12 protein-coding genes are annotated in these 12,986 nt (G+C 47.7%); 9 read left to right on the top strand and 3 right to left on the bottom strand.

Annotated features, from left to right (window positions below; all coding sequences use genetic code 11):
• Positions 1 to 24 precede the first annotated feature (24 nt).
• From B7360_RS00405 to B7360_RS00390, 4 genes are all read left to right on the top strand, one after another.
• Positions 25 to 759, top strand: a complete 735-nt coding sequence (locus B7360_RS00405; RefSeq protein ID WP_085342464.1) for an ABC transporter ATP-binding protein — start codon at positions 25 to 27, stop codon at positions 757 to 759.
• Positions 746 to 3,256, top strand: coding sequence for an ABC transporter permease (locus tag B7360_RS00400; protein ID WP_085342463.1), 2,511 nt, complete (start codon positions 746 to 748; stop codon positions 3,254 to 3,256). Before B7360_RS00405 ends, B7360_RS00400 begins: the two co-directional genes overlap by 14 nt.
• Entirely contained in the window at positions 3,256 to 4,380 is a 1,125-nt protein-coding gene (locus B7360_RS00395; RefSeq protein WP_085342462.1) for a lipocalin-like domain-containing protein, read from the top strand. The genes B7360_RS00400 and B7360_RS00395 overlap by 1 nt, the downstream gene beginning before the upstream one ends.
• 178 nt (positions 4,381 to 4,558) lie before the next feature.
• The gene (locus tag B7360_RS00390) at positions 4,559 to 5,458 is read left to right on the top strand and encodes a GyrI-like domain-containing protein (RefSeq protein WP_085342461.1); all 900 of its coding nucleotides are present in this window, start codon (positions 4,559 to 4,561) and stop codon (positions 5,456 to 5,458) included.
• A 59-nt stretch (positions 5,459 to 5,517) separates the two neighbouring features.
• Here the strand turns inward: B7360_RS00390 and B7360_RS00385 are convergent, their stop codons facing one another.
• Entirely contained in the window at positions 5,518 to 5,940 is a 423-nt protein-coding gene (locus tag B7360_RS00385) for an organic hydroperoxide resistance protein (RefSeq protein ID WP_046875669.1), read from the bottom strand.
• 137 nt (positions 5,941 to 6,077) lie between these two features.
• Here B7360_RS00385 and B7360_RS00380 point away from each other — a divergent pair, with 137 nt between their 5' ends.
• The 4 genes from B7360_RS00380 to B7360_RS00365 all read left to right on the top strand — a co-directional run bounded on the left by B7360_RS00380 (position 6,078) and on the right by B7360_RS00365 (position 10,465).
• Complete coding sequence (locus tag B7360_RS00380; RefSeq protein WP_005395543.1) at positions 6,078 to 6,536, top strand: MarR family winged helix-turn-helix transcriptional regulator; 459 nt, start codon at positions 6,078 to 6,080, stop codon at positions 6,534 to 6,536.
• A 303-nt stretch (positions 6,537 to 6,839) separates the two neighbouring features.
• Positions 6,840 to 7,397, top strand: coding sequence for an alkyl hydroperoxide reductase subunit C (gene ahpC, locus B7360_RS00375; protein WP_005395542.1), 558 nt, complete (start codon positions 6,840 to 6,842; stop codon positions 7,395 to 7,397).
• A gap of 157 nt (positions 7,398 to 7,554) precedes the next feature.
• A complete protein-coding gene (gene ahpF, locus B7360_RS00370; RefSeq protein WP_085342460.1) occupies positions 7,555 to 9,123 on the top strand; it encodes an alkyl hydroperoxide reductase subunit F in 1,569 nt (522 codons plus the stop codon).
• Between the two features lie 922 nt (positions 9,124 to 10,045).
• Positions 10,046 to 10,465, top strand: a complete 420-nt coding sequence (locus B7360_RS00365) for a VOC family protein (protein ID WP_025793617.1) — start codon at positions 10,046 to 10,048, stop codon at positions 10,463 to 10,465.
• 77 nt (positions 10,466 to 10,542) lie between these two features.
• On the opposite strand, the gene B7360_RS00360 is transcribed toward B7360_RS00365, so the two are convergent.
• On the bottom strand, positions 10,543 to 11,082 hold the full coding sequence (locus B7360_RS00360) for a CAP domain-containing protein (RefSeq protein WP_025817913.1): 540 nt from the start codon (positions 11,080 to 11,082) through the stop codon (positions 10,543 to 10,545).
• Positions 11,083 to 11,209: 127 nt separating this feature from the next.
• Positions 11,210 to 12,166, bottom strand: a complete 957-nt coding sequence (locus B7360_RS00355; protein ID WP_085342459.1) for a LysR family transcriptional regulator — start codon at positions 12,164 to 12,166, stop codon at positions 11,210 to 11,212.
• Positions 12,167 to 12,292: 126 nt separating this feature from the next.
• Between B7360_RS00355 and B7360_RS00350 the strand changes: the two genes are divergently transcribed.
• The gene (locus B7360_RS00350) at positions 12,293 to 12,979 is read left to right on the top strand and encodes a DJ-1/PfpI family protein (protein WP_085342458.1); all 687 of its coding nucleotides are present in this window, start codon (positions 12,293 to 12,295) and stop codon (positions 12,977 to 12,979) included.
• The last annotated feature ends 7 nt before the right edge of the window (positions 12,980 to 12,986 follow it).

The raw sequence follows: 12,986 nt of genomic DNA, 5'->3' as shown, positions 1-12,986 counted from the left end.
ACCTTTTGAATACAGGGAGAGGAAATGGAAAGCCCACTTGTCACACTCAAACACGCCAGAAAAAGCTTTGTCGATGGCAAAGAGAGCCATCGTGTGCTGGAAGGCGTCGACTTCACCCTGAATTCAGGAGCGAGTGTCGCACTGACGGGCGCAAGTGGCAGCGGCAAAAGTACCTTACTCAATGTCATCGCTGGCTTTGAGCCACTTTCCGAAGGTGAGTTGTGGTTAGATGGCGATAACACAGCGGCTTGGAAAGACCCACAATGGAGCCAATTTCGACACCAAAAACTCGGTGTTATCTTCCAGCAATTCAACCTCTTAACGCCTCTTAACGTAAAGAAAAACATCGCCTTTCCTCTCAATTTGAATCAACAGAAATGGAATGACTGGTGCGATTATCTGGTCGAAACGTTAGGCATCAGCCAGCTTCTCGACAGGCATATTTCTGCTCTTTCAGGCGGTCAACAACAACGCGTCGCGATTGCACGAGCACTTGCCCACAAACCCAAACTTCTGCTTGCCGATGAACCCACAGGCAACCTTGACCAAAAAGCGGGCTTAGAAGTGATGAAACTGTTGAATGAAATCACCACCCAAGGCAATACCGCTGTGCTCTTGGTGACCCACAGCCCTGAGTGTGCCGAGTTCATGCAAACCCAATTACGTTTAAAAGATGGGCGCTTGGAGGATGGTCGTTTGCAAAGCGGACTGACGCAAAATCAGAGCGATGTAAATGAGCAACATCATGAAGCAAGCTAAGCAACCAAACACCAGATTCACTCATACTCGACTCGCCCTGAATCTGTTTGCGGCGCACTATCGGCAGGCACCACTGCAAGCCGCCGCGATTCTGATCGGTATTGTGCTGGCTGTGACCTTGTTTGTTGCGGTGCAAGCCATCAACCTCAATGCCAAGCGCAGTTATGCTGAGTCTACCGAGCAGCTTAGCGCACAAGCTCAGAACTTAATTATTCCACCAGCAGGGCAAAACTATCTGCCCGAATCGCTCTACTTCACCCTCAGACAAAACGGACTCAGTGCAACACTACCTGTAATCGAAGGGCGAGTGAGAGACGAACAAGGGCGTCGCTGGTCAGTGCAAGGTAGCGAGTTGATTGCCGCAATTTCCTCACGTTCGCGCTATTCTTCAGAAAACCAACAGAACGTCTCTTTGTTCGACAGTGCTTTACCTTTGCCTGAGCTTTTAGCCGGCAAGCCAATCGTGATGATGAGCCAATCTCAACATCAAAACTTAGGAGAGGTAGAAACCCTAACTCTGGACGACATCCCAACCCAAGTAGTGGTGCTACCAGACGAATGGCAGTTAGGTAGCCGAATGTTGATGGACATTGGCTTTGCCCAGCAACTGCTCAATAAACAAGGGCAGCTCAGTTACATTGCGGTTTTCCATTCGGGTGATAAAGGGAATAAAGGCACACAAGCAAATTGGCAAAGCATCATTGGTGAGCAAGGACAATGGATTTCCAATAACCAAAGTACAGACCTTGGCTCGCTGACCGACAGCTTTCACCTCAATCTCACGGCAATGAGCTTACTTGCCTTTTTAGTCGGGCTGTTCATTGCCTACAACGGCGTAAAGTACAGCTTGCTTAAACGCAATCGACTGTTAGTGCAGATTCAACAGGCAGGCGTTGCGCCGAGCATTGTGTTCTCTGCGCTGTTAGTTGAACTCACTATTCTCGTTACCATCGGCGCTTCCCTCGGTTTTGTATTGGGCATGCAGCTCAGCCATTGGTTGCATCCGACTGTAGCACTGACTTTAGAACAACTTTACGGCGCGACACTGCTGCCCGGAACTTGGCAGTGGCAGTGGTGGGCACAAGCACTGCTGCTCACGTTAGCCGCCACTCTACTGGCATGTTGGCAGCACTTTAAACAGCGAGTGCGCCAGCCGCTTTCCTCTCATGGCGGCTTTTATCAAGCACCTGAAACCTCTAACGAAAACCAATTGTTCGTGATAGGTGCTGCGCTGACAACTCTCGCACTCGCAGGGTTATGGCTGAGTGAGCATCACCGATTTACCATGGCGTGGCTTGGCGTGCTTGTGGTGTCGATTCCTTTGTATCTACCTAAAACACTCAGCGTGTTAGCCAATTGGTGTGAAAAGCGCACCAGTTCTGGTTTGATGCAGTATCTGTTTGCTGAGCTGCGCGAGCTGATTTCTCCGCTTTCTCTCGCCATGATGGCACTGCTACTCGCCGTTACAGCCAATATGGGCATGAACACGCTAGTTGGTAGCTTCGAGTCCACCCTAAAACAGTGGTTAGAACAAAGGCTACACGCCGATATTTACGTCAGCCCTGCCCAAGGAGAAATCGCTGATGTAGAGCGCGCGTTAGGGCAGTTCGACAAGGTTGAGACCATCTACAAGCAATACTATGTCGACGATAACCTGCAAGGCTTACCCATTTTACTCGGCACCAAAGACAAAGACACCTTAGAACAAACCATGGTGTTCAAATCGCATTTGGAGAACTTCTGGCAGCGTTTTTACCAAGGTGAGTTGGTCGCCATCAGTGAACCTACTGCGGTCAAACTAGGCTTAACCCTCGACAGCGAACTTAAGCTTGATGCCATTCCAAATAACAACCTGCTTGTGGGTGCGGTATTCCATGATTATGGCTCACCCAACGGTGAAGTCTTATTGGCACCAAAGTTATGGAGAGAGAGCGGCTTTACCGACTTGCCGACAAGCCTTGGTATTAAAGTCTCGGGGGACCCACAAATCGTCTACGAGCAACTGCGCGAGCAACTGAATCTACACCCAAGTCAGCTCTACGATCAGGCGCAAATCAAATCCATCGCGTTGGATATTTTCTCGCAGACCTTCGCCATTACGCGCGCACTCAACGGCGTGACTTTGATGGTCGCCGTGATTGGTTTGTTCAGTGCTTGCTTCATGTTGCTTGACGCGCGCAAAGCCGCCATTGCAAGACTGTATGCACTTGGCGTCAGCCGTCGTAAATTAATGACCATGGTGGTCGGACAGATCGTCGCTTTGGTCAGTTTTACTCTAGTTATTGCCCTGCCCCTCGGTGCGATGGTGGGTTATGTTCTGACAGACATCGTCACCTTGCGCGCTTTTGGTTGGAGCTTAAATTATCTGTGGAATTGGAGTGACGCCCTCAGCATTGCGGCGATCACCATCTTGGTGGCAGTGATTGCGACCTTGATTCCGCTGTGGCGATTAGTCAGCAAGCCTGTCGTGTCCAGTTTGCAAAGCGAGGTGTTGTGATGGTTCGAATAGCAAGCAAACTTACTCTACTCATAAGCAGTCTGTTCCTATTTGGATGTGAAGATCCCCAACAAAAAAATATGGGCACGCAAAATATGGGCGCGTTGCTGGGAAGCGGAGATACGCAAAGCGAGAGCAACCCATTCACACCCGTAGAAAAAGGGATTGAACTCACCTTCCCAGCAGACCATCAAGCGCACCCGGATTTTCGTCATGAATGGTGGTACTTAACCGCTAACTTAATTGATGAAGATGGCACTCCACTTGGCGTCCAGTGGACACAATTTCGCTTTGCTGCTGCGCCGCCAACGGGCGAAGATGACGTGAAGAAAACCGAGTGGCAAACTCAGCAAATCTACATGGCGCACAGCGCAGTCACGACAACCGACAAACACTACGCCGATGAAAAATGGTCACGCGCTCAAGCCTCTCTCGCTGGCGTCGACACCTCACCATTTCGCGTTTACCTCGATGATTGGCAGTGGACCTCTTCAACCACCGACCTCTTCCCTGCCACATTGAAGGCGAACTCCGAACAGTTTGGCTATTCGCTGACGCTTACCAGCCACGTGCCTTATCAAAAGCAAGGCGAGCAAGGGTACAGCACCAAAAGCGCCGATGGTCAGGTGGCTTCGTATTACTACAGCCAACCGTTTATTGAAGTCTCCGGTGAAGTCACGATCGACAGCAAAAACCATCAAGTATCCGGCAAAGGTTGGATAGACCGAGAGTGGAGCTCGCAATTCTTACTCGACTCACAACAAGGCTGGGACTGGTTTGCCCTAAGATTGAGTGACGAGACCAGCTTGGTGGTGTTCCAGTTGCGGGATTCCAAAACCGGAGCAGCCAGTTACTCCAACGCAAGACTGATGCAGCAAGATGGCTCTGGCATCGCCATTTCTCAAAAAGACATTCAGTTAAAGGCAACTAAGCAAACAGAAATCCAAGGGCGAAAGTATCCAACCGAGTGGCAAGTATCGATTCCTAACCAGCAAATCGAACTTACGGTTTCTGCCCTCAACCCGAACGCGAAAATGCCCCTTTCTGTGCCTTATTGGGAAGGCCCTGTGCGTATTGAGGGCTCTCATTCAGGGACAGGTTATATGGAGCTGACGGGATATTAAGCGCTCTGAACAGATTTCAATTACCGTTGAGAAGCCATCTTAAGAACCATCTCCTACCCGCAACAGAATGCATCACAATCAGAAATAAATGACTACGACGCATTTATTCGATACTAGCCTTGAATCCTTGCTTCATTGCGGTACGCTTTGAGCAAATCAAACAAGGGTGGCCCCTCTCATGCGTGTCGATTATCACCAACGACTCGTTCCTGTTATTCGCTATCTGGAACAGCACTTTAACGCTCCTCTCAATTTGCTCGAAGTGGCAGCGCTAGCCAACCTCTCTCCCTATCATTTTCACCGTACCTTCAAGGCGGTACAAGGCGAAACATTAGCCGACTTCATTCGACGTTTACGGCTAGAGGCGGCAGCAGACGACCTTTTCAAATCAAAGCAACCAGTGCTGAACATCGCGTTAGAGTACGGTTTTTCTAGTTCGCAAAGCCTAGCTAAAGCGTTTAAACAGCATTATGGCGTAACACCAACCGCCTTTCGCGACTGTAAAAACTACCAGCAATTTTCTGAACTCGCGCGAAACAGCAAGATTGGACACGCACTGCGCAAGAATGGAAACGAACGAACCCTAAGCGATTCATATACTGACTCTGAACTCACAACATGGAGCAACAATATGGAAACGCAAAACTTTGATAAAGCAAAACTGGCTTACATTCGCGTAAACGGCCCTTACGGCAAAGGCTATGAAGAGCCATCAGGTCGCTTGTATCAATGGGCAGGGATAAAAGGTTTGGCGGGTAATACCTGTATCTTCATTTATCACGATAACCCAGAAATCACGCCAGACGAGAAGTGTCGTACTGACATCTGTCTAATGGTGCCAGAAGATACCGAAGTACCAAAAGGCATTGAGCTGCAAGACTTCCCCGGCGGTCAATATGCGGTGATGCGCCAGCAAATTACCGAATTCAGCCAATACCCTAAAGCATGGGATGATTTGATGAGCAAAGTGGTTGAATCTGGTATTGAGAACGACTGTCGACCTTGCTTCGAACTTTATCATAGCTACGATCCACAAACGCACCATGCAGACGTCAGCTTCTGCACTGCCATCAAATAATCGAAAAAAGCCTGCACGTTCGCAGGCTTTCCTTCTATTAGAAATAATGTCTAAATCGATTAGATCGCTTCGCCGTTTACTGTAACAGCAACATCAATATTGCCACGAACGGCGTTTGAGTATGGGCAAACTTGATGTGCGATGCGCGTTAGTTCTAATGCTTGTTCTTGTGGCATATCTAGCTCTACCGCTAAGCTCACTGTTAATACAAAGCCGCCGTTATCGTTCGGACCAATGCCCACTTCCGCTGTTACGGGTGCACTTTTCAGGTTTACTTTACCTTCACGTGCTACGTGCAGAATAGCGTTAGAAAAACATGCTGAATAGCCCGCTGCGAAAAGCTGCTCAGGGTTAGTTGCCGCACCTGTGCCGCCCATTTCCTTCGGGTATGACAGCTCTAGATCGAGAAGACCGTCATCTGTTTTTACTTGACCATTACGACCAGCCAAAGCAGTAGCTTGAGTTTTGTATAGAGTAGTCATGCGAGTGTCCTTCTTAATTTAAGTTGTGCACAATTTAATTGCCTGCAATCTTATATCGAAGTAAAGATCGTTTGCAACTATATTGTGCACAATTTATTTTGTTACTCTCTTTCTCTGTGATCAGGTAGGCAACGCCAATGAGCCAGTGTTACACCGACAACACCATGACCAACGACGATAAACTCTTACTCGAAAACCAAGTTTGCTTCCCGCTCTATAGTGCAGCAAATGCGGTGATCCGAGCTTACCGCCCTTTGCTGGACGAACTTGATCTGACTTATTCGCAATACTTAGTGATGATGGTGTTGTGGGAGAAAGACGGTGCCAGTGTTAAAGAACTGGGCTCTCAACTGCATTTGGATTCAGGCACGCTCACGCCGCTGCTTAAACGATTAGAAACAAAAGGCTATGTAGAACGTGGTCGCAGTGACACCGATGAGCGCGTACGCGTACTCAACCTTACAGAGCAAGGTCGTGACCTCAAAGAGCAAGCCAAGTCAGTGCCAAACGCCATGATGTGTAAAATCACGTTAGAGCTGGATGAAATGATCATGCTGAAGAAGTTGTGCGGCAAGGTGCTCGACAATCTGAACTAAAAAATAAAAGCATCAGCTTCCCCACTTCCTATTAGAAAGAGCCTGCCGAAATGCAGGTTCTTTCGATCTTAGCCAGACGATATCTTAAAGGTCATCATCGGTATTCTCTATTACCACTCGGCCTTCATCTTCAATAAAACCTATCAAAGCAAACTCACTTACATCGGGCTTCCCTATTAATAAAGATAGGAAATGACTATCAATAGGATAGTTACAAGCGATTTTCCTTAAACACAATCCAATGCGAATATACTTTCCGAAAGCAAGAACTGCTCACCCTAAAACATTCTGAGGAAAGTAAAAATGATTAATACAAAGATCAAACCATTTGCAGCTACAGCATACAAAAACGGCGAATTCGTTGAAGTAACAGAACAAGACGTTCTAGGCAAATGGGCTGTATTCTTCTTCTACCCAGCAGACTTCACATTCGTATGTCCGACAGAACTAGGTGACCTAGCAGACCACTACGAAGAGCTACAAAAACGCGGCGTTGAAGTGTACTCAGTATCAACAGACACACACTTCACTCACAAAGCTTGGCACGATAGCTCAGAAACCATCGGCAAGATCCAGTACTACATGCTTGGCGACCAAACAGGCAACATCACAAACAACTTCGGTGTGATGCGTGAAGGTCAAGGTCTTGCAGACCGTGCAACGTTCCTAATCGACCCAGAAGGTACTATCCAAGCAATGGAAATCACTGCTGAAGGTATCGGTCGTGACGCAGAAGACCTACTACGCAAAGTGAAAGCAGCTCAGTACGTAGCAGCACACCCAGGCGAAGTTTGCCCAGCAAAATGGAAAGAAGGCGAAGAGACGCTAGCTCCTTCTCTAGACCTAGTAGGCAAAATCTAAGCCACTGAATTTAAGCTCAATTTGACATGCTAATTGACGCTTAACTTAGAGAGCATTCCAGGTTAGATACCTTGACGACCTTCTGCCTGGTTTGCTCTCTCCCTACTGATTTTATCCAGAGTAACCACTCTTTTGTTTATTTAAGGTAACAACAACTATGTTAGACCAAGCGATCCAACAACAACTCAAACAATATCTGGCTAATGTAAAAGAAGACGTTCGTCTAGTGGTTAGTCTAGATGAAAGCAAAGCATCGAATGACATTCTGTCTCTGGCGAACCAAATCGCAGAGATGAGCGACTTTATCACCGTTGAACGTGACGACAACGCAAGCGCACGTAAACCCATGATGGCGGTAACGAATCCAGAGAAAGGCACATCACTGCGCTTTGCAGGCTTGCCAATGGGTCACGAGTTTACCTCTCTAGTATTGGCGCTGCTTCACTCTAGCGGACACCCAATCAAACTAAAGCCAGAAGTGATTGAGCAAATCGCAGCACTAGACAAAGATCTAGACGTAGAAATCTTCATTTCACTGTCGTGCCAAAACTGTCCAGACGTTGTTCAAGCGTTCAACATGATGGCGGCGATCAACCCGAAAGTGAAAGCAACCATGATCGACGGTGCACTCTTCCAAGATGAAGTGAAACAACGTGACATCATGGCAGTACCAAGCGTATTCGTGAACGGTGAGCTATTCGGTCAAGGTCGTATGTCTCTGACTGAAATCCTAAACAAAGTGGATGACGGCGCGAGCGAGAAAGCAGCCAAAGCACTGAGCGAAAAAGACCCATACGACGTGCTAGTTGTCGGCGGTGGCCCTGGTGGTAGTGCAGCAGCATTATACGCAGCGCGTAAAGGCATTCGCACTGGCGTTGTCGCTAAACGCTTCGGTGGTCAGGTGATGGACACCATGGCAATCGAGAACTTTATCTCGGTAAAACGTACTGAAGGTCCAAAACTGGCAACTGACCTAGCAGAACACCTAAAAGAATACGACGTAGACGTCGTGACTGAGCAACAAGCGCAAAAACTGATGGGCGCAGCACACACAGAAGATGGCTTGATTCACATCCAACTTGAAAGCGGTGCAACGCTGAAAAGTAAGAGTGTCATCCTAAGCCCTGGTGCACGCTGGCGTGAAATGAACGTTCCGGGTGAGCAAGAGTACCGCAACAAAGGTGTCGCGTACTGCCCTCACTGTGACGGCCCACTGTTCAAAGGTAAGAAAACCGCGGTTATCGGTGGTGGTAACTCAGGCATCGAAGCAGCTATCGACCTTGCTGGTATCGTAGAACACGTAACGGTTCTTGAATTTGCAGACGTACTTCGCGCAGACCAAGTACTTATCGACAAAGCGAACTCACTACCAAACATCGACATCATCACGATGGCACAAACCACAGAAGTAGTGGGTGACGGTACTCGCGTAACAAGCTTGAAGTACAAAGACCGCAACACAGATGAAATCAAAGAGATTGAACTGTCAGGTATCTTTGTTCAAATCGGTCTAGTACCAAACACAGAATGGCTAAAAGATTCAGAAGTAGCGCTTTCTGAGCGCGGCGAAATTGAAGTTGGTAGCCGTGGTGAAACCAGCCTAGAAGGTGTCTTCGCAGCCGGTGACGCTACGACGGTTCCTTACAAACAGATCATCATTGCGATGGGTGAAGGTGCAAAAGCAAGCTTAGGCGCGTTTGACTACCTAATCCGTAAGCAAGGTTAATCTCCAAATTTCTTGAACACAAAGCGCACGGTGCGGTGTTTTCTTCCCCGGAAAACCAATCGGGGCACCGTGACAGCGATGAGTAACAAGAAATAAAAGCAAAAAACCTAGAAGCCCAAAGACTTTGCCAGCAGGTACTAACTGCTGGCTTTTTTGGGGAGGGGTGTAAGTACATCCTCCAGCACTCCGAGTTCAAACTGGAGAGAATGGCTCTACAATCACGGATAATTCGGTTCACACCACCAGCATCGAAACGCGCTGCAAATAGATTCTGAATACTCGCTTAGGCTCCTTCAGAATGACGCTGTTCGTTAAGCGCTCTCTTCGCGTCATTCCCGCGAACCTAGGTGAGACAGGGAATCTACTCACCGTAAGCTTGAACGAAAGAAATTCATACACATACACGTGACGCATCAACGGCTAGAGGGTTCTGAACATGATCCTCCTCTCAGCCTCAAACCACCAACCCCACCTAACCTTCGCTTGTATAAAACTCTAAAGATCTCAACACTCCGGGCTCAAAGAGGAGGGACTGGTTCTGCAATCGTGGACAGTTAACTTCACACCGCTTGCATCACAAAGCGCTGCAAATAGATTCTGAATACTCGCTTAGGCTCCTTCAGAATGACACCGTTCGTTTAGCGCTCTCTTCACGTCATTCCCGCGAACCTAGGTGAGACTGGGAATCTACTCATCACAAACTCGCTCGAAAATGATTAGCACGAACAAACAAAAGATGAAAGAGGGTTGCAAGTACCTAACCCAACTCGCAGATTCAAAGTACCACTCCACCGAATCTCTCCATGTACCAAGCTCCAAAGACATCTACCCTAAAAAATTTAAAAAAAACCCTTTACCTCGACTTAACTTGAGGTTTTAGCATGTTCATCGTTGGCTAGGAAATGACAAAAAGGAGCACATCATGATCCAACTAGAACATATTAATTTAGTCGTGAAAAACATCCCTGAAATGCTGAAGTTTTATCAAACTGCATTTCCACATTGGTACGTGCGTGATGAGGGGAAAGGCGAATGGAGTGGTAAGCCAAGAAACTGGCTACATTTTGGCGACGAGTATCAATACATTGCCATGAGTGACCACGGTGAAGGAGAGAACCGCGAGTTGGGCGGCCACCAAGTAGGGCTAGCGCATTTTGCTTATGTGACCAACAACGTCGATGCCATCATAAAAAGACTGACCGATGCAGGTTATCCGATTGCCCAACCTGGGGCTGATGAGCCATATCGCAAGAATGTGTATTTTGTTGACCCTGCAGGTTTTGAGATCGAATTCGTTGAATACCTGACGGATGATCCAAAACTTCGTAACCTGACAAGCTAAAAGAGACGTAAATAATAAAACGCCAGCAGATGGTTACTGCTGGCGTTTTAGTTTATCTATCAGGTTTCTTTATCGCATTAGCGCTGTTTGGCAAAAACCTGAGTCCAGTAATACCCGTAGCTTGCCGAGTGATTTTCGACAAGCGACGCGCCCATCTGATCAAAATCCGCACTCATGATATTGAGGCAGTGACCTTCGCTCGATAACCAAGCATTAACGACGGCGTTAATGGAACTTTGCCCTACGGCGACATTCTCACCAATAGCGCTCCAAGCATAGCCCGTTGCGTTGACTCGATCTGACATATTGCTGCCGTCAGAGCCTGTGTGACTCATGAAATCGCTGTTCGCCATGTCGCTTGAGTGTCGATAAGCGGCGCTTTCCAAATCGTAGCTCCAAGTCAGGGCCCCAACAGGTGGCATGGTGGTTGCCCCACACTGCTGTGTAGTAGAGCGAGCACTGTTGACAGCTGCGAGCATCTGCTCGGCAAATGTGCCTTGTGACGATGTGGAACCTGTGTTTTGAGAGCCGCTGTCTACAGGTGCTGACGACTCCCCATCGCCGCCACATGCGCTGAGAAGTAGGGCCAAAGCAGGCACTAAGATCTTAGTTGGCATTGTCTTTCCTTTATGAGTGACGAAGAGCAAACTGCGCTTGTCGATAATAACGCCCAATAACCTAACAAAAACCCATAAAAGCACCATATGGCTTGGAGTGTTTTAACCAAAGACTCACATGAAGTTTTCAATCTCCTTGGTTCGGTTGGTAAATCGGCAACGTTTCAGCCCACGTATGGAATGGCGTTTCATCCATATCCTGTATTGCTTGAGTGATAAAATCGATGAACCCCCTCACTCGAGCAGGCACATATTCCCGGTTAGCATAGAGAAGATACACGCCATTTCCTGCTTGACGCATGCTCGGAAATATCGGCACTAAACGCCCGGCTTTGAGCCAATCCCTCGCGATAAAGTGAGGAATCTGAGTTAATCCCAAGCCTTCTGCGCAAAGCTCTGCCATCGATTCGCCGTCGTTTACAATAAAATTTCTCTCGGGGTTATACTCACTTGCACCGTCTGGTTCTGGCATCCGAATCGGCAACAGTTTTCCCGTTTGTTTAAAACGAAAACGAACCCAAGAATGGTCATTGAATACATCCGGGCCACTCGGAACACCATGGCGCGCTAAGTAATCCTGACTGCCACAAATAATAAAATCGATAGGACTAAGCTGGCGCACAATCAACTGGCTGTCCTGAACGACACCAGATCTAATCGACACATCAATCCCTTGCTCAATAATATCAACGTAGGCGTCATCGTAATGAATATCGATCGTGATGCTGGGGTAGCGGCGACAAAACTCTTTTAATAAAGGGCGAATGTAAAGGCGACCGTAAGAGACCGGCACATTAATCTTAAGCAGTCCTGAAAGCGCATCATTGTGGCTTTTCAATGAATCCTCACACGCCGTCAGTTCGTCCAGTACAAACCTAGCGGTATTTGCGTATCGACGACCGGCTTCTGTCAGACGGATCTGTCGCGTAGAACGTTGAAAAAGCTGTATTCCCAAGTCGCTTTCAAGACGATGGATGGCCTTACTAACCGTAGAAGGGTCTGTGCCATACGCTTTGGCGGCCGCAGCAAAACTGCCACCTTCTAAAGTGGCAATAAAAAATCGTAGGGACCGTATCTTATCCATAAAACTCGTGCACTCCATTCGTGAACTTTATTCACTTTAATAAAGACAAAGTGGCTCTTCAATCACCAATCAGCCCAAATATAATGAATCTCAATAACTTGATGCTCTGTTAGCGAGGAAAAAACAATGGGTAAAAATGGATTAAAGAATGCACTACAACTATTAATAGCGACCTTAGTCCTATTATTTGGGATGCTTCAAACGGCACATGCGGCGGATAAACGCATTGGCATTCTGGTTTACGACGGCGTACTGACCTCTGATGTTACTGCGCCTTTAGAGGTCTTTGGCGTCGCAAGTCGGCTGACTTGGTTTAGCGATTATGAAGTAGTCACTATTTCCGTCTCTGATCAGAAAACCATCACCACTGAAGAGGGATTAAAAATTGGTGTGGATGCTTGGATTGGCGATCAACCGGAACTCGACGTGCTGGTTTTAACATCCAGCTACGACATGGATGCGCTAATCGAAAACAAGGATCTCATTCACTTTATTCAAATCACATCAAAGGCGGCAGATTGGATGGCAAGTAATTGCTCTGGTGCGTATCTATTGGCCGAGGCTGGCCTGTTAAACGGTAAGAAAGCGACGACGTGGGCAGGAGGTGAAAACGGATTACAAAAAGACTATCCAGCAGTTGATGTACAGGTCGACCAGAATTTTGTTGTTGATGAGGGTGTCATCACCTCAAACGGCAGCCTAGTTAGCTATCAAGCCGCCCTTAAATTGCTACATCTCATGACTTCAGAATCTAAAGCTCAAGAAGTCGCAGACGCCCTTCAATACTCACGTTTTTCTACCCAGCCCTTTTAAGCGGGCA

This window comes from Vibrio sp. ArtGut-C1 (assembly GCF_002105475.1).
Taxonomy (GTDB): Bacteria; Pseudomonadota; Gammaproteobacteria; order Enterobacterales; family Vibrionaceae; genus Vibrio; species Vibrio diabolicus.
The sequence above is the reverse complement of the archived record's forward strand: the minus strand, read 5'-3'. Positions and strand labels throughout refer to the sequence as shown.